Source organism: Mesorhizobium sp. M7A.F.Ca.CA.002.15.2.1 (assembly GCF_003998715.1).
Lineage (GTDB): Bacteria > Pseudomonadota > Alphaproteobacteria > Rhizobiales > Rhizobiaceae > Mesorhizobium > Mesorhizobium ciceri.
Map to the genome: position 1 here is coordinate 1 of NZ_RZPI01000010.1, position 25807 is coordinate 25807.

Below are 25807 nucleotides of genomic sequence, written 5' to 3' on the forward strand. Positions count from 1 at the left end.
CACCGTCAACAGCACCGTCAATGTCGGCATCATCGAAGATGATGAAAGGTGCATTGCCGCCGAGTTCAAGGCTGACCTTCTTGATCTGGTCAGAGCACTGACGCATCAGCAGCCGTCCGACCTCGGTCGAACCGGTGAAGCTGATCTTTCGAATCTTGGAATTGGTGCAGAGTTCACGGCCCACGCGATCACCTTCGGACGCATAGATCAGGTTGACCACGCCATCGGGAAAGCCGGCCTGATGGGCGAGGGCGAACATTGCGCCAGCCACGAGCGGCGTCTGTTCAGCGGGCTTGAGCACGATTGTGCAGCCCGCAGCCAAGGCCGGCGAGATTTTGCGCGCCACCATGGAGGCCGGGAAATTCCATGGCGTGATCGTGCCAACAACGCCGATGGGCTGCTTGATCACTAGCATTCGGCGGTCTGTCGAGGGTGCCGAGATCGTCTCGCCATAGACGCGATTGGCCTCCTCGGCATACCATTGCAGATACGCCGCCGCATGCGATACCTCTGAAATGGCTTCGGCAAGCGGCTTGCCCATTTCCGCAGTCAGAATCGCGGCGAGATCGCCTGCATGGTCGATGATCAGCTGATGCCATCGCCAAAGAACGTCGCTACGTTCTCGGGCCGTCAACGCGGCCCATCCCGACTGCGCAACATAGGCCTTGTCTACCGCAGCACGTGTCTCCTCCACGCCCATATCGGGAAGCTCTGCCAAAACTTCGCCGGTCGACGGATTGACGACCTCGAACGTCTTATTGCCAACTGGTCTGCCGAGTGCCGGCAGGCGGTCGATGGCTCCAAACAGGTGCGGGGATTTCAGACGGCGGATCATCGGCAGGCACAGGGGCAATACCGGATTCCTCCTCAACGCAGCGAACATCCAGGTCGACAGGCCGTCAGTGTGTATTCTGCACCAGTGGGTTCGTCGTAGGGCCTCGGCAAAGCAGCTGGTAGACCACGCTAGCCCGATGAAAAGACAGCAGTTTCGTTAGTTTGAGTGCCCGCGGTTCATCAATTGATGGATTAAGCAGTCGGATGTTTGCTTCATCCACCATGCCTGCTGGTGGCATGCGACTGAATTCTGCAAAAAGGCGGCATACATGCTGAGGAGCGCCATTTCGGCGAGAGGCCGCCGGACCGCCAATGCCGCGCAAGGTCGGCGAAAACGACTCCGCGCGTCTGCATGATCTGCTTGGCCCACGGGCCTCCACATTCGCTCTTCCCACGAGAAGCCCCGATGAAGAAGGAAGGTGAGATGAGTTTCTTTACTCATCCTTGCCGCCCAGCGGCGGGCCGACCACCAAAATGGCGGGCTCGGCCGAAAGCAGCTTTTTGGCCGCCGCCTTGACCTGTTTGAGCGTCACCCGACCGATGCTGCGGGCGCGACGCTGGTTGTAGTCGACGTCGGCCTTGTGAATCTGCAAATCCAGGAGCCGGTCTGCAATCGAGCGGGTCGAGCCCAGTTGGTCGATGGCATAGGCGCCGATCAGGTGCTTCTTCGACGCCTTGAGCTCGGCCCCGGTCGGTCCTTGCTGCGCCATCTGCTTTACCACATCTCGCACGATGCTCAGTGTTTGGGCAGCGCAGTCCGAGCGTGTCTCTGTCGTAACCAGAAGCGAGTCAAGGGTTAGTTCAGAGCTGACGTGATAGGCAAGGCCGCGTTTTTGACGTACCTCCTCGTAAAGGCGGGAAGTCAAGTATGAGCCGCCAAGGATGTCGTTCAGCAGCACGGCCGCGTAGAAATCCGGCGCGCTAGGCTTCACGCCAGGCCAGGCCAACGTCAGCGAAGTCTGCGGCAGGTCGTAGTTCTCCTCCACCAGTTGACCGAGTTTCGGCGCGACATCGTAGACGGGGACGAGGGTTTGTTGCTCAGGCAAATCACCAAACAGCTGGTCAAGCCTTTCCCTCAACGTGTTCGCGTCAATGTCACCCACCACGGCAATATGGAGCCCGTCGCGAGCGAAAATGGCCTGGTGGAAGGCGCGGAGGTCGGACGGCGTGATGCCGGGCAGGCTCTCTTTTGTGCCTTCTCCCAGCCTTGAACAAGGATGCGCGCCATAGATCGCGCGCAGCCATTTGCGCTGAGCGATGGCGTTAGGGTCTCGCTCGCTGCCGACGATGCGGGAGACAATCTCGGCGCGGACGCGATCGATCGGCCCCTGCTCGAAGCGCGGCGCGTTCAGCGCGAGCCGAAGCAGGCCGAACGCCGCGTCCTGCTTTTTGGAAAGCATGCACATCGATCCGTAGATGTCGTCGCTTTGCGCGTCCAAACTCATTTCGGCGCCGGCATGGTCGAGCTTCACCTGGAAGGCACCGCTGTCGTAATGGCCAGCGCCTTCGATGAACAGGCCGGCCATCAGTTTGGCCATCCCCTCCTTCCCGACCGGGTCCTGCTTGGTGCCGCCCTTGAAGGCAAAGCCGATGTTGACGATTTCCACTGTGTGGTCCTCCACCAGCCAGGCGATGATGCCCTTTTCGGACTTCACCTCCTGGATGTTCATCGCAGCATGGGGCCGAGCGCCGAGCGTCATCTCTTGATTCTCCGTCTTGGGCAAGAGATAGCCCGTGGTCGAACGGTCGAACGCGAGATAGCGGGCGGCAACTGCTTTGATTTGCTCGGGGGTAACCTTGCGGATGCGATTCGGCCGTTCCTCGACATCCTTCACGGTACCGCCGGTGGCCAGCGTCGAGCCGTAGATGCTGGCGAGCCAGTCCAGGTTGTCTTCCGCAAAGATCATATTGAGCAAATAGTGGTCCTTGGCCTTGCCTAGTTCCTCGTTGCTGACACCATCCTCGGCAATGCGGGCAACTTCGGCAGCGGCCGCCGCTTCGAGATCAGCCAGCTTGGCATCGCCGCGCGGTGCGCCATAGATGGCGAACTTGGTGTCGTCGAGCATAGTGCCCTGGAAATAGACGCGGGCGCTGGAAGCGATACCTTGCTGGACAGCGAGCGCCTGGTAGAGCCGGCCGCGGTTACCGCCGCCGAGAATTTCGGCCAGCAGGTCGAGCGCTTCGGCCTCGCCCGGCTTGGCGGTGTGGTAGGACGGCACCACCCACTGCGTCGAAAAACTGGGCACGCTGACGCGGGCGTCTGAGAGCGTGACGGTGCGCCTGGTGTTCTGCTCGGGCTCAACCGGCCGGATGCGCGGCGGCAGGTCAGGTCCGCGCGCCACCTTGCCATAGGTCTTTTCGGCCAGCGCCCGCACCGTGTCCGGTTCGACATCGCCGGCCACGATCAGCACGGAGTTGTTGGGCCAGTAGTACTTTTCATAGAAGACGGTGGCGTCGACGCGGTTCAGCTGCTCGATCTCCTGCATCCAGCCGATGATCGGGATGCGATAGGGGTGGTTCTGCCACAGCGTCGCGTCGATCTCCTCATGGAGAACGTCCTGCGGGTTGGTGTCGGTGCTTGAGCGGCGCTCCTCGATGACCACATCGCGCTCGGTCTTGACGACATCGTCGGTCAGGATGAGGTTTCGCATTCGGTCGGCCTCGAAGCTCATCATCAGCTCGAGCGCCGACGGCGCCACTGTCTGATAGAAGGCGGTGTAGTCGGAGGAGGTGAAGGCGTTGTTGGAGCCGCCGATCTCGAACACTGCGCGGTCGAATTCGCCGCCCGCATGGTTGGTCGTCGCCTTGAACATCAGATGCTCGAAGAAATGGGCGATGCCGGATTTGCCCGGCGGCTCGTCGGCGCTGCCGATCTTGTACCACACCATGTGGGTGACGATCGGCGCCCGGTGGTTGGGAATGACGACCACCTCCATGCCGTTGTCGAGCACGAAATCCCTCGCCTTGCCGTCCTCCGATGCGACGGGGATCGGAGCCGGCCCCGCGCCGACCAACTCGGACGCAACGGACGTCCTGCGAAGCCCATGAGTGCGGGGCTTGCTTGGTAGTTCTGGTAGGGAGAGTGGGGTTATGGGCTGCGTTCCTGGCAAAGTGATCTGTTCCTCATTTTGAAGGATCTATGTCTCCCGAACGCCTATTGGGAGAAAGTGGATCGGCACGCGACGCCGAGCCACATGAGCCGTCAGCGTGTTGCTGGGCCTGACGCGAGCCTCATCTTTGGATGCGTCCGGGAAACTTTCGGCATGGTGAGGCCATGGGAAGTCTGCTCGTTATCCATTGGGTGTTTGCGGATACCTGAGCATGCCCCGTGCCAAGTAAGAAAGCCCCGATTCGCAAGGTTTGATCCAACCTTGATACTTGCGATATCCGACATTGTCGGGCATCCGACAGAAAGCGCCTTTCGCCGGCGCGCCGGCTATGACGCTCGCCTCCTCCGGCGTGACGACGATCCTTTGGCGGGCGCCGCGCACACCGATCTGCCCGCCTATCAGCACCGCGACATCGAAGGACAGCGCGATCGTGACTGGATGGGTCTTACGCAAACATGCAGCAGTGCCACCGCGATCAGGACTTCATCCGCCCCACAAAGACCCGAGCGCGAGGGACGACGTGTAAGGCAACATGTCATCCTCGATAATGATGCCGCGCATAAAGAGGTAAGGTCCCTCGTCGTACCGGCGAGCCCCTTCGCTGGGTCTCGCGAGGGTCTGGTTTGCGAACGTCGACCGACAGCATCACGGCATGGGCGGCCCCATCGGTAGGCAAGCATTGACCGTGCCATCAGCGTTGAGGCAGCGCAGAGCCCAATTTCCCGGTGCCAGCCGGTACGTTGGAGCTTCAACTGTGGCCAGCCAAGCGGGCCGAGGCCGTGAAACTCCTGATACCCTGGACCGTCCGGATTGCAACGCACGACGCCTTGGTCTCGCGCCAACGTCCATTGACGCTCAGCGAAGCATCATGCGGACGAGCTGGGAAAGCTTGGCCGGGCCGGCGCCTTCCCAGGCGCATGGGACGCGCGACGACCCATGTGGACCTTGGATTTCACTACGCACTTACGCTGCTTTGGCCTTGTCAGCAGCCTGAGCATAAAGCGTGCTCAGCTTTCAGGGCGAGCCTCTTTCATGTTGATAGCATCTGTCGTCATTCAGGATCGCCCCATTTTCGCATGCCGCTTGCAGCTTTCAGACTGTTGTCAGCCAGGGCCGCCATAAAGGGTCTCGTTTAACGCATTCGGGAGGCTTCATCACTCGACCACATTAATTTCGGGCCGTTCGCCGGCGCTCCGAATGGCACTTAACACCAGATCCTCTCCAAACCCGTGATGATCCAAGAGGAAAACGAAAAATCCCTAAATCATAAAAAAGCACCGATACGGTCGGCTCCAGGCTGATGAAATTGCGGTCTCACTGGCCACGCACGATACTTGCGATGGCGATGGCCATTGCAAAGGCCGGTCAAGCACCCAAGACGCTGACAAGCACGCCTCCGACCAAAGCTCGATCGTTGGCAGCCTTTCTAGCCGTATACTTGGGGCATTTTGGGACGGCGATCCGGACGCCGATTAAAACCTGCCGGTCGTCTAAATGGAATGGTTGGTCCGGGTCCTTACTGGACCTGCGCCAACCCGATCGGGCCGGCGCACAGGGGCACCCAGACAATTGGACACGTCGCCTTTGCGCGGCGGCTTGCACTTTCTCGGATGGCCTTTTTTCTCCCCGGGCGAAATCGAGCGAGCGGTGAGGCGGAGCCTTCGATTTTGCCGATCATGTCGTGTCGCTTCGATCGAACTGCTCAGACGATGATAGCGGCATTGATTGCCGCGGCCGAAATGCGTTGTGTGAAGTACGATTTCTACGCCGTATACATACTGCCGTACAGTTCGCCCTGTCAGCAGCCTTGCCAGCAATCCGCCCTGTGTCCAACTGTCGTCGAATTCACCGGTGTCATTGAGGAATTCGTATGATCGCCTCGAAACCATCATTGCGACCGCGGGCGGGCGACGCAAGCTCTAGACTGCCACCGATCCGCTGGATAACCATGTTAGCGATATGTAGACCAAGGCCTGAGCCCGCAGCAGGAGTAGCACCACGACTAAATCGCTTTGTAAGCCCTTCGAGGTCGGGGAGGGGCACCACCGGTCCGGCGTTTGCAATAGCGATGGTTCCATCAGTTTGGACGGAAACTGTTGTCGGAACAGTGGGCAGTCCATGTATCAGCGCATTCTCGATCAGGTTACGAAGGAGGATCCCAAACGCATCGACATCCACTTTGCGCATCAAAGTGGGGCAGCCGTCGACGTTAAGATGCAGGCGTCCGGCATATTGCGGCTTTTTCCTCAGGTCATCGATTTCCAGCCGAACCGATCGGACAAGATCGATCGCGTGATCCGCCATGCCAACCCCCGATTCGGCTTGAGCGAGCTGAAGCACTTTTTCGACAAGGCGGCCAAGGCTCGACAGCGCTTGCTCGATGCCGCGCGCACGCATTTTGGCCGACCCATTGGGAAGCTCGGCCACTAATCTCTGCATCTGAGCGATTGAACCTGCGATCGGCGTGCGCAGTTCATGCGCACTGTTTGCGGCGAACTCGCGTTCGGCCTCGAGAGCCGCCCGCAGACGATCGAGAAGCCGATTGACGGATGCCGCGATTGGAGCCAACTCTGCCGGGAAATCGCCCAAGTCCATTGGTGACAGATTGCCGCCGTCGCGCGATCCGATCTGCTGTCGCAGTACCTCGATTGGCCGCAGCGAGCGCCGGATCACGATCCACCAAACAGCTAAGCTAAAGGGCAGGAGCACGAGTGTCGGAAGGAAGACAAAAAGTGCGCCCTTCGCGATTGTGGTACGGCGGCCATCAAGCGGTTCGGCCAACTGATGATACACGCCGTCTTGGATCTCCTCTGTGTAGACGCGGTAATCAGCGTTTCGCCAAAAGCCGTTACTCAGGGGAGCATCAGGGAAGGGCTGCTGACCCTCTTCCGGTTCAGAAATAAGCACTACCCCGTACTTATTAATAACCTGCTCACGATAGGTCCAGTACTTTTCATAAGTTGGCAAGTGGTTATTGTATTGATCAACGTGTTTTCCATTCAAGACCTTGATCAGCTCTGGTTCTCTGTACTCTGCGCTCCCCTGGAGCAAGTCATCCGAACTTTCGTTTACATTATTGCAAAAAATGAACGCAGCAATGGTTGGGGCGGCGATCCAAACCAGGAGCGTTGCCCCGCCTAACCACGATATCAGCTTTCTCGTCATGCTGTTCGAGTTCGTCATGTGACCACGAGCCTGTATCCGGAGCCACGCACGGTTGCTATTCTATCCCCGCCGATCTTCTTGCGGAGCCGGCTGACATAAACCTCCACTGTGTTGCTCTCGAACTCCGAATTGAATGAATAAAGCGCGTGCTCGATCCTCCCCTTTGAAACGACCGAACCGGGCCGGCGTAGAAGGCAGTCGAGCACCGCCCATTCGCGTCCAGACAGGTGGACCTCCTGCCCGTCGCGGAAGAGGCGTCGCTCGGCTGCCTGTATGGAAAGCGTCCCAACCGAAAATTGCGGCTCCGGAAAATGCCCTTGGCGACGTGCCACTGCACGGATGCGTGCCGAGAGTTCCCCCAGATCGAACGGCTTGACCAAATAGTCGTCGGCGCCAGCGTTGAGCCCCTCGATGCGATGCGAAATCCGATCGCGGGCTGTCAGAATGATGACCGGCGTTGTATCAAGCCCCTTGATCAGCTCCCGCAGATAGTCGATGCCATTGCCGTCCGGCAGGTGAACGTCGAGCAAAATAACGTCGTAGCCGGCCACAGCTGCATGACCGCGCGCTCCGGACAGGCCCTCGGCCCAGTCGACCGCGTGGCCACCAGCCACCAAATGATCGTGCACAGCACTTCTAAGGTCGTCGTCGTCTTCAATGAGCAGTATTCGCATCAGGCTGCCGAGCTCCGGTATGAGGGCAAGGCTCCTGCCTTATTGATCGAAGCTGACAGTAGGCTGAACCGGCGCCAGCGAATATCTGGGGGCTTTCAGGCTGCTGTCAGCTACAATTGCAAGAAAGGGGTCGTTAACAAAGCCAAACGAAGAGGCCTTATGAAACCCCTCCTGATCTCGGCACTTTTGCTCAATGTGACCACCGGCGGCTGTACACTGGTTGGCGGGCAATTCGACGTGGCGGTCAACGAATGGCAGCCGCGCCACGCGTCAATGTCCAGGCTTGAAACTGACAGGTGTCTTAAATACGAGGGCACCGTAGCGGGTGCCTCCAGTTATCGAACAGTGCCTAGCAGGTCAGAAGTGCACTTTGACCATAGGGGTCGTCCGTATTTTCGGCGCTCGCGAACAGAGTCGACGGTCAATCGATGCGCCACTGCCAGAGTCTGGAACGGTCAAGTGTTTGTTATCCCCCGTCCGGGCCATATTCTCTGCCGAGGACCAAGAAGGCCCTATTTTCGGTGCCCACGAACAGAGCCAACGGTCAATCGATGCGCCACTGCCAGGGTCTGGAACGGTCAAGTGTTTGTGATCCCCTGTCCCGGCCGTGTTCTCTGCCGAACTCGCCCTTGTAGTCGGCACACCAAAGATCGTTAGGGCGACAGCCGTTTGAAAGTGGTGTCCCCGTCGCCCTGTTGCGCCTGCGCTTGCGGCGCTCGACCATGCCGTGGCGGTCGAGCACGGCATGCACGGCCGAGATCGCGGGCCGGTGCACATCCGGATACAGCCGGGCCAGCCGCTCGCGTATCTTCGGCGCACCCCATGTCGGCTTGTCTTGCTTGAGGCGCACAATCAGCTTCTCGATTTGAAACGGAAGCTGATTGGCGTGGCGATAGGGCCGCCGCGATCGGTCCGTCAGCCCCTCCAGGCCGCTGTCGTTGTAGCGCGTGAGGATCTTGTAGCCGGTCTTGCGCGAGATATCGAACTCCCGGCAAAGCATCGCCATCTTCTCGCCGTCCAGCAGCCGGGCGACGAACTTCAGCCGCTCTTCCATGACGTTACACTCCCTCCAAGGCACCTTGCTCTCCTTGCAAAGGGCCGAAAGTGTAACCCATCTATCCAGAATGAACTGTCACCCATCTCTCGGGAAGGGCATTATTATCAATGGGTTTATTGACAGGTTCGCCACGAGGTTCGCCAAGCGCGTTACCAGCCGTACGACTCGGTCCATGCCCTGCACAGCCAACGCACCTGCGACGCTTCCCGGGAATAGAGTTCGGCATGGTCAATGTCGTCATGGCCGAGACATCCAACATCTGCCTGGTGGATGCCTCCGCTTCGGCGAGATAGACCCCAAGTGACTTCCGCAGACCATGCAGCGTAAGGCCCTTCGGCAATCCCGCGAGAGCGCACCAGTGGGTCATAGCACCGGTCAGAGATTTCGGCGAGAAAGGTTGGCCATATTCCGTGACTAGAACTGTTTCGCCGCGCCGGTCGGCGCGGAGATGCCAAAACAGCAGTTTCGCTACCCCGGAACTGCGCCGTGAAGGGCCAATCCATGATATGCCTGCCACTTCAAGGTTCTACCGTCCCTTGCCGTGCTGCCCAGTCGTATGGGTACAGACAGTAAAAATAGCCGGTACGCTCGGTGGCGATGTATTTGAGGTGGGTGCCGTTGGGCAGCCAGACGATGTCGCCAGGGCGGCATTCGTGGCGGCCGTCATCCAGTTCGATCGTCAGCGTGCCTTCATGGATGAACAGCACCTCGTCATAGGTCACGGTCCAGTCGATCGAGGCGTTCTCCAGATACTCGATGCCGCCGCCCATGGTCCGGCTGATCTCGGCATTGATCACGCGCGCGATCGAAGACGTTCCGGTCGGCGTGACCGATGGCTTTAGGGTCAACTCGCTGTGCTTGAAAATCTTGGCCTTGGACATCGTCATCCCTTTTTTGCGCGAAGATTGGCTTTGGAGGGAGTGACGCCGGACGGAGCCAGCCCGGCGAGCCATCTCGTCACCGGATCGAGCTTGCGCCCGGCATGTTCGAAATCGTCACGCCGACGCACAGCGCCGCGGACAAAATGTGCACCGACAAAGCGAAAGGGTTCGGGCGGGAAACCGCGCGTTACCGGACGAACCAGCGCCGAATGCGTCAGTTCCGATTCACCGTCAGTCAACAGGCCGGTGAGGATCTCGCCGCCGATATAAGCCATTGTCGTGCCATTGCCGGAAAAGCCATAGCCGTAAACGACATCGCGGTTGGCGCGCAAAGCGCCGAAAAGTGGCACGCCGCTCACCGTCCGGTCGATCGGGCCGTTCCATGATGTCTCGAGCGGAAAATCGGCGAGCGCCGGGTGGCCGTCCCGCAGCGCGCGACGCATTTCGGCGACACGGGGCGACTGGCCATGGAAACGCTGGTCGACGATGCCGCCGAAGCCAATAACGCCACCGCTGACGCCGACGGACAGCCGACCATCGCGCGTCGGAGACCAACCGCCAACGAAGACGCGGGAATCGATCATCAGCGGCGCCCGGCGGTAGCCGATCTTGTCGAGAAGGTCTGGAATGGGCTGTGACATGGCGTCGTCGCTGGAGATGTTGAAGATCGCAGGGGCCAGTTCCGGAATCGCGCCGGACCAGGCATTCATGGCAAGCACGACCTTGCCGCAGGATACAGTTCCTTTCGCCGTTTCCACCGTGAGCTTGCCCCGTCGTGAAAACCGCTTCATCGGCGACTTTTCATAGATCCGAACGCCGCGCTTTAGCGCTGCACGACGCAGGCCGCGCACCAGGAATCCGGGATGCACTGTTGCCGACGAAGCGTCGAACGCGCCGCCGAGGTGGCTCGTCGTGCCTGCCATCGCCGCGATCTCGTCGCGCGAAACGCGTCGCGCAGGCACGTAGCCATGCGCCGCCAGCTTGTTCAACGCGTCGTCCCAGGCGCCAAGCTGTGCTTCGCACGTCGCGCCCCAGATCCAGCCGATGCGATCGAACCAGGCGTCGATCGCCTCGACCTTGCAGAAAGCCTCGATGCCGCCGATCGCGGCTTCGGATGCCTTGATGATCGAAAGCGCGTCGGTTCCGTCGCGCAGGGCGACAAGCGCGCTGTATTTGGTCCATGCCGAAAGCACCATTCCGGAATTGCGGCCGCTCGGGCCACCACCACAAATGTCGCGCTCTAAAATGACAACATCGAAGCCTGGATTGTGCTCCTTGAGGCGGATGGCCGTCCACAATCCAAGATACCCGCCGCCGACGATGCAGATGTCGGCCTGCGTTGCCTCTTCGAGCGGAGGCGCAAGGTCTGGGTCCTCGGGCAGGACCTGCCGCAGCCAATGGCTTCGCCAAACAATGTCCTTTTCCGTCAGTTGCATCACGATGCGCCTCTGGCCGACAGGCGGCGCTCCACCAGCCTGACCCAAAGGCTGGCGCCAATCGGCAGGATTGCGTCGTTGAAGTCGTAGTTGGTGTCGTGAGCCGCAGCCTGATGCGCATCGTCGGCCTGGCCGAGCAAGAAATAGCAGCCCGGCCGCTGTTCCAACATGTAGCAGAAATCTTCCGAGCCCATCTCGGGAGGCGGATCGACGACGAGACGTTCCGGTCCCATCACCTCGTTCGCAATCGCGATCATCGCATCGGCTTGCGCCGGGGTGTTGATCGTCGGCGCGAAGGGCGTTTCATAGAGAATGTCGACGCTGGCGCCAAAAGCTTCAGCCTCGTTTTTCGCGATGCGGCGGATTGCCGTCTCCAGCGTCTTTTGAACCTGATGGTCGAAGGTGCGCACGGTGCCGGTCAGAAACGCCGTATCGGGGATGGTGTTGAAGGCTTCGCCTGCGCGCAGGCTGCCAACGGTGACGATTGCCGGAGCGTGCACATCGGTCAGGCGGCCGGGCAGGGCTTCGATTGCGAGCAGGATGCGCGCGGCGATGGGGAGTGGATTGATCGCCAGATGCGGTGTCGCCGCATGGCCGCCCCTGCCGTGGACGACGATCTCGAAGCGATCGGCCGCCGCGGCCACCGTTCCGCGGTGGACGGCGATCTCGCCGAGCGGCCGTTCGCAATTGTGCAGCGCGTAAACTTCATCGCAGGGGAAACGCTGGAAAAGGCCCTCATCCAGCATGGCAAGCGCCCCACCTCGACCCTCCTCGGCCGGCTGGAAGATGAAATGCACCGTGCCGGCGAAGTCGGGCGAGCGAACAAGTGCTGACGCTGCGCCGAGCAGCATTGTCGTGTGGCCGTCATGGCCGCAGCCATGCATCCTCCCGGGGACGCGGGACGCATGCGGCAGCGGCCGCGCCTCGGTCATCGGCAGGGCGTCCATATCGGCGCGAATGCTCAGGCTGCGACCAGCGCCGAGCCTGCCCCTGAGCGTGCCGACGACGCCTGTGCGGCCGACACCTTCGGTCGTCTCGATGCCCCACGAGCGCAGTTTGTCCGCCACGAAACGTGCCGTCTCGAACTCTTCGAAGCCGAGTTCTGGATTGGCATGCAGATGCCGCCGCCAGGCCGTCATCTCTGTCTCTAGTTGCTGCACCGAGGGTACCAGTCTCATGCCGATGCCTTTGCGCGAAGAGTTTGTGAGCGGCTCTGCAGGATGGCGATGACCACAAGCAGGATTGCCGAGAAAGCGATCAGCAGCACGGCGACGGCCGCGATGGCGGGACTGATGGACTCGCGCACCCCGGAGAATATCATGCGAGGCAAGGTTCGCTCTGCGCCCGTCGAGAGGAAACTTGCGACGACGACTTCGTCGAAAGAGATGATGAAGGCGATGATGGCCCCTGTAATGACGCCCGGCGCTATCAGCGGCAGCACTACCTTGAAGAATGTGCGCATGGTGCCGGCGCCGAGCGATGCCGCCGCGCGAACCAACGTCCGGTCGAAGGTCGAAAGGCTGGCGACGACAGTCGTCAGCATCACAGGCACGGCCATGGCCGTATGCACCAGAATGATCGATAGCTTGTTGCCAACGAGTCCCAGTGTGGCGAAGAATGAAAAGGCCGCGACGCCGACAATGACGACTGGCGTCACCAAGGGCGCGGCGATGATCGCATAGAGGATCCGTTTGCCGGCAAAATCGCCCCAGGCGAGCCCGATCGCCGCCGGTATGCCGAGCAGCAGCGCCAGAACCGTGGTGGACAGCGCGATGACGACCGAGTTCCACAGCGCGGTCGGCCAGCGCTGGTCGACCCACAGTTCGGCATACCAGCGCAGCGACCAGCCCGGCGTCGGAAACGCCAGCGAGTTGCTCGAGGTCAGCGACATGGGGATCACGATCAGCAGGGGCAGGATGATGAACGCCAGCAATGTCGCCGCATAGGCATACATCAGCCATTTCCGAAAGCGGTCGGCGCTCATGCGACATGCGCCTTGCGGCGGAAGAGGACGGACGCCGTCCAGAACAGGAATGCAAACAGGACGAGGATCATCAGCAGTTGCAACGAAAGCGCTGCACCCATGCCCCAGTTCAGTGTGCTGTTCGTGTAGAACGCTATGTAGCTGGAGATCATCTGGTCGGTCGGCCCGCCGACAAGCGTCGGGGTGATGTAGTAGCCGAGTGCGAAGACAAAAACGATCGCCCCGCCGGACAGGATTCCTGGCAGGATCAACGGCAACTGCACGCGGCGCCACGCTGTGAGCCACGGCGCGCCCAGTGACAGTGCCGCGCGCATATAGGTGGTCGGAACCCGCCGCATGACGGCGACGACGCAGAGCACCATCATGGGCAGCAGAACCTGAACCATTGCCACGTAGAGTGAAAAGCGTGTGTAAATGAGATTGAGCGGCTCGCTGACGATGCCGAGGCCAAGCAGCGTGGAATTCACGGGTCCGTTCTTCTGCAGCACGATGATCCAGATGACGGTGCGCACCAGCAGCGATGTCCAGAGCGGAAACAGGATCAGCGCGAACATGAGCTTCGACCAGGCCGGCGGCGCGCTGACAATTGCCTGCGCCAGCGGCACGGCGAGCACCGCGCAGATCACGGTCACCACGATGCTGATCCAGATCGTACGCAGCAGCGCGTCGACGAAGATGGCGCGATCGGCTGAAATGGCTTCGATCGAATTGTCCGCGCCTCGCTTCAGGTCAAGGCTCGCAAGCAGATAATAGTCCGTTCGCGCGCTTTGCTGACGCGCGATGACCTGCCAGAGATCGATATTTTTCCAGCCGGCCTGTTTGGAGAGCACCTCGTCGCGCACGGGACGCATAGTCAGCTTGCCGTCGGCCGCATCCTTTGCCGTCTTGATGACGAGGAAACGGCTGCCGACGACGCGCTGGTTCACGAGTTGCGCCAGTACGCCTTCCTTTCCGGCGCGCCGCGCGTCGGCCAGGTCCTCGACGAGTGCTGCAAAGACGGGTTCGCCAGGCAGGCCGCTATCTGCTTTCCAGCCTGCCAGAGCGGCAATTGTGTGCGGCAGGTTGTTCGAAAAATCCGAGTTGTCGACGGCCAGAGCGAGGAAGCGCGCCACCGGCCACAGAAACAGAATGACGACGAACAGGATAAGCGGGGCCGTCAACAGGGCGAGCATGCCGCCCCGTTGGCGCCGCTTTATAGCCGGCTTTGTCCCGACCAACATGCCTGGGTTACTTCGCGAGCCAAGCCTTGAAGCGTTCTTCCAGCGCTTCCTTGTGCTCGGTCCAGAAGTCGTTGTTATAGGCGGCGCCGTACTGGAGGTGCTCCGGCGACGTCGGCAGGTTGGCCTTCCAATCCGCGGGAATGAGGTCGGCGGCTTCCTTGCGGCCGGTGCCATAGGCATAGAGTTTCGAGAAGCCGGCCTGATTTTCAGGGATGGAGAACCACTTGAGGAGATCCAGCCCGCCCTGCTGGTGCGGTGCGCCCTTCACCACGGCCCAGTAGTCGGTGCCGTAGAAGAAGCCTGCGTCCCATGCGATGGCGTAGGGCTTTTTCTCGTTAATGGCTTCGTTGGTGATGCGTGCATTGAACGCGTCGCTGAGCGTCACTTCCCCGCTGTCGAGGTTCTGGATGCCCTGCGTCGTGGTGGACCACCAGACGACGTTCGGCTTGATCTTGTCGAGCATGGCGAAAGCCCGGTCGATACCTTCCGGCGTGGCCAGCACCTTGTACATGTCCTCGCGCTTAACGCCGTCGGCCATCAGCGCGTTTTCCAGCGTGAACTGCGCCTGCTGGTAGAGGCCACGCTTTCCCGGAAATTTCTCGACGTTCCAGAAATCCGCCCAGCTCTTCGGCGCGGCGTCGCCCTTGTAGACATTTGTGTTGTAGGCGAGGACCGTGGCCCAGGTATCGGACGCGACGCCGCATTCGTGCAGGGTGCCCGGCAAATAATTGGCCGCGTCGCCTGTGATTTCTGGCGTCAGCGGAATGAACAGGCCTTCGGCGCAGCCGACTTCCATGGCGGGCGCTTCGACCGAGACGACGTCATAGGTGATGTTGCCCGCCTGCACCTGGGCACGCACCTTGGCGACCTCGCCGCCCCACTCTTCCATGACGATCGGGACGCCCGTCTTTTCGGTGTACTTGTCCCAGACCCCATCCTTGTAGGCCTTGTCCCATGTACCACCCCAGCCGACTACCGTGACGGGGTCGGCCGCGGACGCGACCAAAGCCGAGGTCGCGAGGCAGATCGCGGCGGCAGATACGGCTTGCAGATAAGTCCTCATTGCAGTTCCCCTTTCTTATCGTTGTAGATTTGATCAAATTTCAAACGCAAAATTGATTGATTAGCAACAGGAATTTACGGTACGGTGTAAAAAAGTGAAAAAGCCAAAGGGATTTGATCGAATGCTGCAAGGCACTAGAGACGTGCGCGCCAATGTCAGTCTCGCTGCTGTTCTGGACGAGGCGCGACAGCGTTTCGCTGACGCAAACCCGAACAGCCGGGCGCGTCAGAACGAGGCCGCGGCATCGTTGCCGGGCGGCAATACGAGGGCTGTTCTATGGTATCGGCCATTCCCCGTATCGTTTGTTTCCGGTGAAGGCTGCAGGGTGACCGATCTGGACGGCCATACCTATGTCGACCTGGTCTCGGAATACAGTGCCGGTTTTTACGGCCACTCCGACAAGGCGATTTCGGCGGCCCTTGTGGACGTCATACAGGGTGGCATCATGTTGGGCGCACCCAACCGCTATGAGGCGCGCCTGGCTGCCGCGGTGGTCGACCGTTTTCCGGCCATCGAGCGCGTGCGCTTCTGCAACTCGGGCACCGAGGCGAACATCATGGCGATTTCGGCGGCTCGCGCCATCACGCAGCGCTCGAAGATCCTCGCCTTCCGCGAGGGCTATCATGGCGGCGTACTCACCTTCGCGCATGGCGGCTCACCGCTCAATTTGCCTTTCCCCTTTGTCTTCGCCGACTACAACGATAGTGCAGGCGCCGTGGCGCTCATCAAGGAACAGGGCGACGAACTTGCCGCGGTGATCGTCGAACCGATGATGGGCGGCGGCGGCTGCATCCCGGCGACGCGTGAGTTCCTGGAAGCGCTGCGCGCCGCGACGAAGGAGACCGGCGCGCTGCTGATCTTCGACGAGGTGATGACCTCGCGCCTCGACTACCGCGCGCTCCATGGCGCACATGAAATCTTTCCCGATTTCGTGACGCTCGGAAAGTACATCGGCGGCGGTGCGAGTTTTGGCGCATTCGGTGGACGCGCGGATCTCGTCGACCGCTTCGATCCTGCTTTGCCTGGTGCGTTTTCGCATGGCGGGACGTTCAACAACAATATTCTCAGCATGGCTGCTGGTTTGACCGGTCTGACGCAGGTGCTGACGCAAGAGGCGAGCCGCGCCATCAATTCGCGCGGCGATCGCTTGCGTGAAGCGATGAACGTCTCCCTTGAGCGGTATGGCGTCGAGGGCATCGTCATAGGGCGCGGGTCGTTGATGAACCTGCATTTCGTCAGGGGGCCGGTGGACACGCCGGCGCGGCTCGACGATGCCGATCCATCGGCGATTGCGCTTTGGCATATCGAGATGCTGTTGCGAGGGTACTACGTGACGCCGCGCGGCATGCTGGCGTTGTCACTGCCATTTGGCGACGCAGAACTCGACGGCTTCGCCGCCGCATTCGACGATTTCCTGTCGAGCAACCTCAAAATACTGCCGCGCCGGACAAACTGATGCTCGATCGCAAGGATGCCACTGCCGGCTCGGCCGCGCAAAAGACAGCTCATGTTCGTGTACATACGGGCTTGAAGGAGGCACTGATGAACGGTGACTTCCTGCCCGGCCAGAGACTGGTCGTACGACAGCTTGCCGAACAGTACCGGACCAGCGCCATGCCGGTGCGCGAGGCCTTGCGGCAACTCGTCAGCGACGAGGCGATGTTCGACCACCCAAATCGGGGCGTCATTGTCCCTGAGGCCACGGTGGCGCGTATTTCGGATCTGGTGCGTGTGCGCTGCAGCGTCGAAGGGACGGCGGCCGAGTGGGCCGCGACGACCATCACGCCCGAAGAACTCGATGAATTGGCGAAGCTGAACGGGCTGATGCGCGAATGCGTCGAGAGCAATGTCATGGCTAATTATCTCGGCCTGAACAGGCGCTTCCATTTCACGATGTACCATGCCGCGCGTTCACCTCTCATCCAGCAGATCATCGAGAAATTGTGGCTGCAGGCAGGACCGTTTCTGAACATCGTCCGCTCCGACGTGACCTACGGCCTGGGCCTGGACCATCACGACGAAATGCTCGCGGCGCTGCGTCGCGCCGATGGCGCGGCTGCGCGCAAGGCGCTGGTTGCCGATCTGCGCGAGGCCGCCGACATCATTCTTCGCGCCGCGGCGGCGGCTGAGGCTCAACCTGCGCGCAAACGCCCGGCTTCGGTACGCCGTGATCCGAAGGCGCAGGCGCGGTGATGGGCGGATCCCCGCATGGCCCGGTTCATGTCGAGTTTCGTGGCGTCAGCAAGCGCTACGGGCAGACCGTCCAGGCGGTGCGTCAGCTCGACCTGGAAATCATGCGCGGCGAATTCCTGACGCTGCTGGGGCCTTCGGGATCCGGCAAGACGACGGCGTTGATGATGCTTGCCGGATTCGAGGATACGACCGAGGGCGAAATCCTCATTGACGGTCAGCGCATCGACAACGTTCCCGCCAATCGTCGCGGCATCGGCATGGTGTTCCAGAACTACGCGCTTTTCCCGCACATGACGGTCGCCGAAAATCTGGCTTTCCCACTCGAGGTCCGCAAACTTGGCCGCGAGGAGGTGACGCAACGTGTCAGGAACGTTCTCGACATGGTCCAGTTGCCCGAATTCGGCAACCGGCGTCCGGCGCAGCTTTCGGGTGGGCAGCAACAACGCGTCGCGGTTGCCCGCGCCCTGATCTTCGAACCAAATCTTGTCCTGATGGACGAACCGCTCGGCGCCCTAGACAAGCAACTGCGCGAGCAGATGCAGTTCGAAATCAAGGAAATCCATGCCCGGCTTGGCGTCACGTTCGTTTATGTGACCCACGACCAGACCGAGGCGCTGACCATGTCCGACCGGATCGCGGTGTTCAGCGCCGGCCGCATCGAGCAGCTTTCGACACCACGCGAACTGTATGAGCGTCCGACGGGCAGCTTTGTGGCGAGCTTCATCGGCGAGAACAACCGCATGTCCGGCACCGTGCTTGCCGGCGGTGAAAATGGTGGCGTGGCCGTCCATCTCGACGATGGCGATCTGGTGTTGAACGCCATTTCCCCTGGCGCGACGCCCCCTACGGGCGCCAGGGTGACGCTGTCGATCAGGCCCGAGCGCATGTCCTTATTGCACGAAGGCTCCACCGCCCTCAACGTGATCGCGGCAACCGTCGTTCAGTCCGTCTATGTCGGCGATCACATCCGGCTCGTCGCTGTCACGGCGGGCGGCCTGAAATTCATTGTCAAGCTTGCCGCATCGTCGTCTCGGTCCGAACTCAATGCGGGCGAGGCGGTTCGATTGGGCTGTGGTCGTGAGGATTGCCTCGCTCTCGATAGATAACAACAAAAGGCAGACAAGGGAGAGTTCAACCATGAAGAAATCGCCGAAAGTCGTCATCACCTGTGCGGTCACCGGCTCGATCCACACGCCGACGATGAGCCCGTATCTGCCGATAACGCCGTCCGAGATCGTCGACGCCGCTGTCGGAGCAGCCGAAGCCGGGGCGTCGGTGATCCATCTGCATGCCCGCGATCCGGAGACCGGCAAGCCTACCCCTGATCCCAGGCTGTTTATGGATTTCCTGCCGCGCATCAAGCAGCAGACCGACGCCGTGATGAACATTTCCACCGGCGGCGGGCTGAAGATGACCCTCGAAGAGCGCCTTGAAGCGGCGCACGCTTCGAAGCCGGAACTCTGCTCGCTCAATATGGGATCTATGAATTTCGCCTTGCACCACATCGCGCCGAAATACACCGACTGGAAGTACGACTGGGAGAAGGGCTATCTGGAAGACACAAAGAAGGGCATCGTCTCCAACACGTTCGAGCAGATCGAGCGGATCATCGTCGAGGTCGGCCAGGCTTATGGCACGAAGTTCGAGTTCGAGTGCTACGATGTCAGTCACCTCTACACGCTTGCGCACTTTCTCGACCGCAAGCTGCTGAAGCCGCCGCTTTTCGTCCAGACGATCTTCGGGCTGCTGGGCGGTATCGGCGCCGACCCAGAAGACATGATGCACATGCGCAGGACGGCTGATCGGCTGTTCGGAGACGACTATCTCTGGTCGATCCTTGCCGCGGGCAAGCACCAGATAAATCTCTGCACGATGGGCGCGATCATGGGCGGCAATGTACGGGTCGGTTTGGAAGACAGCCTCTATGTCGGCAAGGGCACGCTCGCCAAGAGCAATGCCGAACAGGTGGCCAAGATAAAGCGCATTCTCAACGAGTTGTCGCTCGAAATCGCGACGCCCGACGAAGCCCGTCAACTGCTGGATCTCAAGGGCGCACATGAGGTCGGGTTTTGACGCCCCCCGGCATCGAAACCTATGTCGGCGTCGTGCATCCTTGGATGTGCGACGCGATGGGCCATCTCAACGTTCGTCATTATGTGGCGATGTTCGATGACGCCAGTTTCCAGTTGCTGGGCAGGATTGCCGATCCTCGTTTGACGCCGACCCTCGGCTGGGCGGATGTGAGGATGGAGATCGACTACGTGCATGAAACCGCGGTGGGAACTCTGGTCACCGTTCGCAGCGTTATAGAAAAGCTTGGGAAATCGTCGCTGACTTATCTGCATGAAATGCGCGGTACGCTGGACGGAGTCCTGCATGCGCGCATGCGCACCGTAACGGTGCGCTTCGATCTTCAAGCGCGGAGCAAGATCGAGATCGAAGGCGAGGCCCGGCAGGCGAGCGCGAAACTCCCGAGGGGTGAAGCCGGCAGCTTTGCGCCTCAAGTCGGTCGTTAAGACCAGCTTCGCCGTTTCCCGAAAGCCGACGTCATCGGACTACGCTGGCTTAAGATGACTGCGCCTCTAGACGGACGGCGGCGACAGGATGAAAAGCGCTTGCGCCTGCTTGGTGGCGGAACTGTTGCGGAAGGTGTGGAGGCGTCTTGGGTCGAAAGTCATGGCGTCGCCTTCGAGCAGGACGAACTCCTCGCCTTCGAGCAACACGGTCACGCTGCCCTCGACGACGAACACGAATTCCTCTTCCGAACGCCAGCTGTAGAGCTTGTCGCCGCCGGTGCCGCCCGGCGCCATGATCGACAGGATCGCCTGCGTCCGAACCGCGGATTTCGGGCTGAGCAGGAAGTCTAAAAGGTCGGTGCCGCCGAGCACCGCCGGAGTGCGCGCGTCAACGCGGACGACAGCCGTGTTGTCATGCTGGAACAGGCTGCCGATCGTAATTCCAAGAATGTCGCACAGGCGAACGAGCGTTGCCACCGAGGGCGAGGCCTTGTCGCGTTCGACTTCGCTGAGAAAACCCTTGCTGACTTCAACGCCATCCGCCACGGCCTGGAGGGTAAGGTCCAGTTCGCGCCGTCGATTGCGCAGGGCATCACCGATGCGGGCCGTGGACGGCCTCTGGGTGCCACTCGTCATGATTGCGCTCTCAGCATGTTCAATCCCATACCGTCAGCTCGGTCCGCCGTACAAGCCGGAATTTTATGTGTTCTGTATAGAACAACTTTGTTGACTTATACAGAATTCCCCACCAGCATCCAGATGAATTTCGAGGAGGCGGCGGTGCCATGAGGCGAGCCTTCCCCGCCAGCATACGGATGAAGGAGCGATGATGAGCCAAGACGATATTGCCGAAGCCAGGCGCAGTTCGCAGAGTTGGTACTGGTGGGGCATCGCGACGTTTTTCCGCTGCCCGGTAGCGGAGACTCCGGCCGATGTGGATATCGGCCTGGTCGGCGTGCCGCACAGCTCCGGAAACGGCTCGACGGAGCGCGACCAACATCTTGGCCCGCGCGCGGTCCGCAACGTGTCGGGCTACTATCGCCGCTCGCACGGGGTGCACGGCTTTTCGCCATGGGATGCCGCCAAGATCAGCGATCTTGGCGACGTTCCCCTGCCCGAGGCCATGAACAACGAGGCCTGTGTCCGCGACATCGAAGCCTTCTACGCCCGGCTCGACGCCGCCGGCACAAACCCGGTTTCCATCGGCGGCGATCACTCGATCACCGGGCCTATCATCAAGGCCATCGCCGGACCGGGCCGGCGCCTGTCGGGAGGCCAGCCCTGCTCGCTGATCCATTTCGACGCGCACACCGATTCCTACGACAACATGCCCCACTGGCTTGGCGCGAAGCGTTCGGCGGCGCACTGGGCGGCCTATACGGCAAAGGAAGGTGCGGTCGACCCGGAACGCAGCATCCAGATCGGCATGCGCGGTCATCCGGCGGCGGATATCCACACCGGCGGCGTTGGCGGCTCGAGTCGCGCTCTGGGCTATCGGGTTGTTACGATGGACGAGTTCGAACGCTTGGGCATAGAGCGCATGGTGGAGATGATCCGCGAGCGGGTTGGCGATCGCCCCGCCTACATCACCTTCGATCTCGACAGCCTCGACCCCTCCGTCGCTCCCGGGGTTTCGAACCTCGAGCCGGGCTTCGGCGGCCTGACCATCCGCGAGGCGACGCGCCTTCTGCAAGGATTGAAGGGGCTCAACATCATCGGTGGGGACGTCGTCTGCCTGATGCCGACCAAGGACAGCCCCAACCAGATCACGGCGCAGGTCGCCATGGTGATGATGTACGAACTGATCTGCCTGATCGCCGCAAAGAATGCCGAGACGCACTGACGCGTGGCCTTGGCCGCTACAGGAGCGCGCCGACGCCATCGGTGATGGCGTCGCGGCTCGCGGCTCCGGACTTTCGATGCCGGTTGCCGATGCGGTGGCGCCATTCTTTCGCTGTCTCCTGTTCTCTTAAATGAATTATGTTGACTATTGACGAACTTTCGGCAAGCGTTCCTTGAGGCCGCCAAGAGCCCAAACTAGAGGTGAACCATGAACCGCAAGATCCTTCTACTCATCGCCCTCGCGGCCGCCACGCCGGCGGCAGCACAGCCGCCGAGCTTCGCCGCCGACGGTAAACTGCAAGCCTGCGTCGATCCCACTTTCCCGCCGATGGAATTCATCAAGACGGCGGGCGAGGCTCCCGTTGGCGTCGACATCGACGTCATCAAGGCGCTGGCCGCGCACTGGAAGGTCGACGCCAGTATCACGACGATGGACTTCAGCGGCCTGCTTCCCGGCCTGGAATCGAAGCGCTGCGACATCGTCATCAGCGGCGCTTTGCTGAAACCCGAACGGCTGGAGAAGCTGAGCGGCGTGCCTTATCTGAAGACCGGCGTCGTCATGATCGGCAAGGCCGACGATGCGTCCGCCTACAAGAGCTATGAGGATTTCTCCGGCAAGACCATCTCCGTCCAGTCCGGCACTTCCTATATAGGCCTGCTGGACAAGGTGAACGAGGACCTGGCCAAGGCCGGCCGCGACAAGATCACCATGCAGACCTATCCCAAGCAGACCGATGCGATGCAACAGGTGGTGCTGGGTCGCGCGGTCGCGACGATCAGCCAGGACACCGAATTCGCCTACCGCGACTTGCAGCAGCCCGGTGAGTTGAAGATCGTCTACTCGGCCGGCGCGCAGGATCAGTACGCGGCCTATTTCCGCAAGGATGAGGCTGACGCGGCGGCGGTCGCCGCTACTGTCAAGGAGCTTGCCGCGAACGGCACCATGAAGACCATCGCCGAGACGTGGAAGCTTCCGATGTCGACCATCAGTGGCATCGGTCAGTAACGGCGCGATCGGCAGGGTTCCGTGAGCTTTGACTTTGGCTTGTTCTGGTCGACACTTTTTTCCGGGACGTTCTTCAGGGCGGCGCTGGTAGCGCTCGCCCTGACAATACTCGCGCATGCGGCGGCGATCCTCCTGTCGCTGCCGCTTGCCTTGGCGCTCAACGGGCAAAACAAGGTGCTGCGCTGGGGAGCGACGGCCTATATCGCTGTTTTCCGCGCACTGCCGGCGCTTCTGCTGCTGCTGTTCGTCTGGAACGGCCTGCCGCAAATATGGCCGATCTTCCGCGAGACCTGGTTTTCGCCCTTCATCGCGGCCCTCCTGGCGCTGACGCTGAACGAGGCCGCCTATCAGGTCGAGATCAACAGGGCGGCGCTCAGCGCCGTCGAAGAAGGGCAGTTTCAGGCCGGCGCCGCACTTGGCCTGCGCAAGCCGCAAGTGTTCTTCCTGATCGTCGTGCCGCAGGCGCTGCGCATCGCCCTGCCGCCGACCGTCAACGAGTTCATCACGCTGCTCAAGACCACGTCGCTGGCCTCGGTGATCTCATTGACGGAACTGATGGCGGTCACCCAGCAAAGCGTCGCCTCAACGTTCCGCTATGCCGAGTTCTACGCCGTCACCTCCCTCTACTACCTGGCGATGGTCTATGTACTGATGATCCTGCAGAAGCGGATCGAACGGCGCTTCGCCTGGGCCAAGCCCCACGCGGCCGGAAACGATACCGACAAAGTGCCCCATCACGCATGACGGGCACAAAACGGTGGGCCGCAGCGTGCGGCACGCCATTGACATCCATCGACGCGACGGCATGACGCTGCTCCGAAAGGGCGCCAGATGCCTGAGCCGCGCAGCAATTCAGGGGGACGCGTAATGTCAGGGGCTAGTTCAGAACAGATGCCGGAACAGGCTGATGTCGTCATCGTCGGCGGCGGCATTGCCGGATGTTCGGTCGCCTATCACCTCACCAAGCTTGGCATCACCGACGTCGTACTGTGCGAGCGCAAGCAGCTGACATGCGGCACGACATGGCATGCCGCCGGCCTGGTGACGCAGTTGCGGGCGACGCGACAGATGACGGAGCTGGCGAAATACACCGGCGAGCTGTTCGGCCGCCTCGAAGCCGAAACCGGACAGGCCACCGGCTTCATGCAGCGCGGCTCGCTGCGTGTCGCCAACACCGAGGCGCGCTTCGAGGAGCTGGCACGCGGCGCCTGGATGGGGCGCAATTTCGGCCTGCCGGTCGACATGGTCACGCCCGGCGAGATCAAGGAACGCTGGAGCCCGGTCAACATCGACGGCATCGTCGGCGGCTTCTGGTTCCCCAATGATGGACAGGTCAACCCCACCGACGTCACCATGGCCTATGTCAAGGGCGCGCGCACCGGTGGCGCCTGCATTCTCGAAAACACGCCGGTCACGAAAATCCTGGTCGAGAACGGCCGCGTTTGCGGCGTGGTCACCGACAAGGGCGAGATCCGCGCCGACAAGGTGGTGATATGCGGTGGCATGTGGTCGCGCGATCTCGCGGCACAGATCGGCGTGACGCTGCCGCTGCACGCCGCCGAGCATTTCTACATCGTCACCGAGACCATCCCCGGCCTGCCCGCCAATTTGCCGGTGCTTTTCCTGGGCGACGAGTGCTCCTACTACAAGGAAGACGCCGGTAAGCTGCTGCTCGGCTGCTTCGAGCCGGTGGCCAAGCCGTGGGGCCATAACGGCATCTCGCCCGATTTCTGCTTCGACAGCCTGCCCGAGGACTTCGAGCATTTCGAACCGATCCTCGAAATGGCAACCAGGCGGGTGCCGCTGCTGGCGGATGTCGGCATCAAACTGTTCTTCAACGGACCGGAAAGCTTTACGCCGGATGACCGCTATCTGCTGGGCGAGACGGCTGAGGTCTCCGGCCTGTTCTGCGCCACCGGCTTCAATTCCGTCGGCATCCTCTCCTCGGGCGGCGTCGGCAAGGCGCTGTCGGAATGGATCCGCGACGGGCGCCCACCGGTCGATCTCGCCGATGTCGACGTGCGCCGCACCATGTCGTTCCAGTCGAACAAGAAATATCTCTACGACCGCACCACCGAAACGCTTGGCCTTTTGTTCGACATGCACTGGCCATACCGCCAGTTCGCCACGGCGCGCCACATCCGCAAGAGCCCGTTCCACGACCGCCTGATGGCGGCGGGTGCCTGCATGACCGAGGCCGCCGCCTACGAACGCCCTGGCTTCTTCGCTTTGCCCGGCATGAAGGCCGAGATCGACTATTCCTACGGCCGCCAGAACTGGTTCGGCGCCTGCGGCGAGGAAAGCCGCAACACGGCTGACAACGTTACGCTGTTCGACCATTCCTGCTTCGTGAAATACTGGATCGAGGGGCGTGACGCCTGCGCGGTGCTCAACCGCATCTGTGCCAACAATGTCGACGTACCCGCCGGCCGCGTCGTCTACACGCAATGGCTGAACGAGCTAGGCGGCATCGAAGCCGATGTCACGGTCACCCGCATCTCCGAAACCGCCTACATGGTCGTGACCATCGCCGTGTCGCAGCGGCGCGACCTGGCCTGGCTCAAGCGCCATATCCCGGCGGACGCGCATGTCTTCGTGCAGGATGTCACCTCCGGCCTGCCCATGCTGGCGCTGATGGGGCCGAAATCGCGCGATCTCCTGCGCGCCGTCTCGCCCGATGACTTCTCGGAGGCGGCGTTTCCCTTCGGCACCAGCCGCGAGATCGACCTTGGCTATGCGCGGGTGCGCGCCAGCCGGCTGACCTTCGTCGGCGAGCTTGGCTGGGAGCTCTACATGCCCGCCGAGTTCGCCGCCCATGTCTTCGAC

20 protein-coding genes and 3 pseudogenes are annotated in these 25807 nt (G+C 61.3%); 9 read left to right on the top strand and 14 right to left on the bottom strand.

Annotated elements, in window-relative coordinates; genetic code table 11:
- The 13 genes and pseudogenes from ENZ74_RS01485 to ENZ74_RS01545 all read right to left on the bottom strand — a co-directional run.
- On the bottom strand, positions 1 to 853 hold an 853-nt coding region (locus tag ENZ74_RS01485), incomplete at its 3' end, for an aldehyde dehydrogenase family protein (protein ID WP_127312646.1).
- Positions 854 to 1268: 415 nt separating this feature from the next.
- The gene (locus ENZ74_RS01490) at positions 1269 to 2534 is read right to left on the bottom strand and encodes a pitrilysin family protein (protein ID WP_128311092.1); all 1266 of its coding nucleotides are present in this window, start codon (positions 2532 to 2534) and stop codon (positions 1269 to 1271) included.
- Between the two features lie 9 nt (positions 2535 to 2543).
- Positions 2544 to 3848: pseudogene (locus ENZ74_RS01495) on the bottom strand (pitrilysin family protein); the annotation flags it as partial.
- A 1950-nt stretch (positions 3849 to 5798) separates the two neighbouring features.
- Positions 5799 to 7127, bottom strand: coding sequence for a HAMP domain-containing sensor histidine kinase (locus ENZ74_RS01500; protein WP_063169275.1), 1329 nt, complete (start codon positions 7125 to 7127; stop codon positions 5799 to 5801).
- Positions 7124 to 7783, bottom strand: coding sequence for a response regulator transcription factor (locus ENZ74_RS01505; RefSeq protein ID WP_024505389.1), 660 nt, complete (start codon positions 7781 to 7783; stop codon positions 7124 to 7126). The genes ENZ74_RS01500 and ENZ74_RS01505 overlap by 4 nt, the downstream gene beginning before the upstream one ends.
- Before the next feature lie 619 nt (positions 7784 to 8402).
- Positions 8403 to 8837, bottom strand: a pseudogene (locus ENZ74_RS01510) (helix-turn-helix domain-containing protein); the annotation flags it as partial.
- A gap of 156 nt (positions 8838 to 8993) precedes the next feature.
- Positions 8994 to 9276: pseudogene (locus ENZ74_RS01515) on the bottom strand (tyrosine-type recombinase/integrase); the annotation flags it as partial.
- A gap of 82 nt (positions 9277 to 9358) precedes the next feature.
- Positions 9359 to 9727 carry an AraC family ligand binding domain-containing protein gene (locus ENZ74_RS01520; RefSeq protein WP_063168764.1) on the bottom strand — a complete coding sequence of 123 codons (369 nt, stop codon included), beginning with the start codon at positions 9725 to 9727 and terminating at the stop codon, positions 9359 to 9361.
- Positions 9724 to 11157, bottom strand: coding sequence for an FAD-binding oxidoreductase (locus tag ENZ74_RS01525; RefSeq protein ID WP_063168763.1), 1434 nt, complete (start codon positions 11155 to 11157; stop codon positions 9724 to 9726). Before ENZ74_RS01525 ends, ENZ74_RS01520 begins: the two co-directional genes overlap by 4 nt.
- Positions 11157 to 12335: a M20 aminoacylase family protein gene (locus ENZ74_RS01530; protein ID WP_063168762.1), complete on the bottom strand. Its 1179-nt coding sequence runs from the start codon at positions 12333 to 12335 to the stop codon at positions 11157 to 11159. Before ENZ74_RS01530 ends, ENZ74_RS01525 begins: the two co-directional genes overlap by 1 nt.
- Positions 12332 to 13141 carry an ABC transporter permease gene (locus ENZ74_RS01535; RefSeq protein ID WP_082826529.1) on the bottom strand — a complete coding sequence of 270 codons (810 nt, stop codon included), beginning with the start codon at positions 13139 to 13141 and terminating at the stop codon, positions 12332 to 12334. Before ENZ74_RS01535 ends, ENZ74_RS01530 begins: the two co-directional genes overlap by 4 nt.
- Complete coding sequence (locus ENZ74_RS01540) at positions 13138 to 14313, bottom strand: ABC transporter permease (protein WP_063168760.1); 1176 nt, start codon at positions 14311 to 14313, stop codon at positions 13138 to 13140. The genes ENZ74_RS01535 and ENZ74_RS01540 overlap by 4 nt, the downstream gene beginning before the upstream one ends.
- A 55-nt stretch (positions 14314 to 14368) precedes the next feature.
- Positions 14369 to 15424, bottom strand: a complete 1056-nt coding sequence (locus ENZ74_RS01545) for an ABC transporter substrate-binding protein (RefSeq protein ID WP_063168759.1) — start codon at positions 15422 to 15424, stop codon at positions 14369 to 14371.
- 121 nt (positions 15425 to 15545) lie between these two features.
- Here ENZ74_RS01545 and ENZ74_RS01550 point away from each other — a divergent pair, with 121 nt between their 5' ends.
- Genes ENZ74_RS01550 through ENZ74_RS01570 form a run of 5 tightly spaced genes read left to right on the top strand, consistent with a single transcriptional unit; the run spans position 15546 to position 20133 of the window.
- Positions 15546 to 16880, top strand: coding sequence for an aminotransferase class III-fold pyridoxal phosphate-dependent enzyme (locus ENZ74_RS01550; protein WP_063168758.1), 1335 nt, complete (start codon positions 15546 to 15548; stop codon positions 16878 to 16880).
- The gene (locus ENZ74_RS01555) at positions 16880 to 17617 is read left to right on the top strand and encodes a GntR family transcriptional regulator (protein ID WP_063168757.1); all 738 of its coding nucleotides are present in this window, start codon (positions 16880 to 16882) and stop codon (positions 17615 to 17617) included. The genes ENZ74_RS01550 and ENZ74_RS01555 overlap by 1 nt, the downstream gene beginning before the upstream one ends.
- The gene (locus tag ENZ74_RS01560; protein WP_063168756.1) at positions 17617 to 18723 is read left to right on the top strand and encodes an ABC transporter ATP-binding protein; all 1107 of its coding nucleotides are present in this window, start codon (positions 17617 to 17619) and stop codon (positions 18721 to 18723) included. The genes ENZ74_RS01555 and ENZ74_RS01560 overlap by 1 nt, the downstream gene beginning before the upstream one ends.
- 31 nt (positions 18724 to 18754) lie before the next feature.
- Positions 18755 to 19690 carry a 3-keto-5-aminohexanoate cleavage protein gene (locus tag ENZ74_RS01565; RefSeq protein ID WP_063168755.1) on the top strand — a complete coding sequence of 312 codons (936 nt, stop codon included), beginning with the start codon at positions 18755 to 18757 and terminating at the stop codon, positions 19688 to 19690.
- Positions 19687 to 20133 (top strand): acyl-CoA thioesterase, encoded by a 447-nt coding sequence (locus ENZ74_RS01570; protein WP_164745900.1) that lies wholly within the window; start codon positions 19687 to 19689, stop codon positions 20131 to 20133. The genes ENZ74_RS01565 and ENZ74_RS01570 overlap by 4 nt, the downstream gene beginning before the upstream one ends.
- 66 nt (positions 20134 to 20199) lie before the next feature.
- On the opposite strand, the gene ENZ74_RS01575 is transcribed toward ENZ74_RS01570, so the two are convergent.
- Positions 20200 to 20769, bottom strand: coding sequence for a cupin domain-containing protein (locus ENZ74_RS01575; protein WP_063168754.1), 570 nt, complete (start codon positions 20767 to 20769; stop codon positions 20200 to 20202).
- Between the two features lie 193 nt (positions 20770 to 20962).
- On the opposite strand from ENZ74_RS01575, the gene ENZ74_RS01580 reads away from it, so the two are divergent.
- The 4 genes from ENZ74_RS01580 to ENZ74_RS01595 all read left to right on the top strand — a co-directional run.
- Positions 20963 to 21976: an arginase family protein gene (locus ENZ74_RS01580; RefSeq protein ID WP_063170311.1), complete on the top strand. Its 1014-nt coding sequence runs from the start codon at positions 20963 to 20965 to the stop codon at positions 21974 to 21976.
- A gap of 207 nt (positions 21977 to 22183) precedes the next feature.
- Positions 22184 to 22981: a transporter substrate-binding domain-containing protein gene (locus ENZ74_RS01585; protein WP_063168753.1), complete on the top strand. Its 798-nt coding sequence runs from the start codon at positions 22184 to 22186 to the stop codon at positions 22979 to 22981.
- A gap of 21 nt (positions 22982 to 23002) precedes the next feature.
- Positions 23003 to 23725 carry an amino acid ABC transporter permease gene (locus ENZ74_RS01590; protein ID WP_063168752.1) on the top strand — a complete coding sequence of 241 codons (723 nt, stop codon included), beginning with the start codon at positions 23003 to 23005 and terminating at the stop codon, positions 23723 to 23725.
- Between the two features lie 147 nt (positions 23726 to 23872).
- On the top strand, positions 23873 to 25807 hold a 1935-nt coding region (locus ENZ74_RS01595; protein ID WP_127312645.1), incomplete at its 3' end, for an FAD-dependent oxidoreductase.

Excerpts from the sequence above, each read along its gene's own strand:
- ENZ74_RS01490 (WP_128311092.1), bottom strand. The coding sequence starts at position 2,534 with ATGACGCTCGGCGCTCGGCCCCATGCTGCGATGAACATCCAGGAGGTG.
- ENZ74_RS01500 (WP_063169275.1), bottom strand. The coding sequence starts at position 7,127 with ATGACGAACTCGAACAGCATGACGAGAAAGCTGATATCGTGGTTAGGC.
- ENZ74_RS01505 (WP_024505389.1), bottom strand. The coding sequence starts at position 7,783 with ATGCGAATACTGCTCATTGAAGACGACGACGACCTTAGAAGTGCTGTG.
- ENZ74_RS01520 (WP_063168764.1), bottom strand. The coding sequence starts at position 9,727 with ATGACGATGTCCAAGGCCAAGATTTTCAAGCACAGCGAGTTGACCCTA.
- ENZ74_RS01525 (WP_063168763.1), bottom strand. The coding sequence starts at position 11,157 with ATGCAACTGACGGAAAAGGACATTGTTTGGCGAAGCCATTGGCTGCGG.
- ENZ74_RS01530 (WP_063168762.1), bottom strand. The coding sequence starts at position 12,335 with ATGAGACTGGTACCCTCGGTGCAGCAACTAGAGACAGAGATGACGGCC.
- ENZ74_RS01535 (WP_082826529.1), bottom strand. The coding sequence starts at position 13,141 with ATGAGCGCCGACCGCTTTCGGAAATGGCTGATGTATGCCTATGCGGCG.
- ENZ74_RS01540 (WP_063168760.1), bottom strand. The coding sequence starts at position 14,313 with ATGCTCGCCCTGTTGACGGCCCCGCTTATCCTGTTCGTCGTCATTCTG.
- ENZ74_RS01545 (WP_063168759.1), bottom strand. The coding sequence starts at position 15,424 with ATGAGGACTTATCTGCAAGCCGTATCTGCCGCCGCGATCTGCCTCGCG.
- ENZ74_RS01550 (WP_063168758.1), top strand. The coding sequence starts at position 15,546 with ATGCTGCAAGGCACTAGAGACGTGCGCGCCAATGTCAGTCTCGCTGCT.
- ENZ74_RS01555 (WP_063168757.1), top strand. The coding sequence starts at position 16,880 with ATGCTCGATCGCAAGGATGCCACTGCCGGCTCGGCCGCGCAAAAGACA.
- ENZ74_RS01560 (WP_063168756.1), top strand. The coding sequence starts at position 17,617 with ATGGGCGGATCCCCGCATGGCCCGGTTCATGTCGAGTTTCGTGGCGTC.
- ENZ74_RS01565 (WP_063168755.1), top strand. The coding sequence starts at position 18,755 with ATGAAGAAATCGCCGAAAGTCGTCATCACCTGTGCGGTCACCGGCTCG.
- ENZ74_RS01575 (WP_063168754.1), bottom strand. The coding sequence starts at position 20,769 with ATGACGAGTGGCACCCAGAGGCCGTCCACGGCCCGCATCGGTGATGCC.
- ENZ74_RS01580 (WP_063170311.1), top strand. The coding sequence starts at position 20,963 with ATGAGCCAAGACGATATTGCCGAAGCCAGGCGCAGTTCGCAGAGTTGG.
- ENZ74_RS01585 (WP_063168753.1), top strand. The coding sequence starts at position 22,184 with ATGAACCGCAAGATCCTTCTACTCATCGCCCTCGCGGCCGCCACGCCG.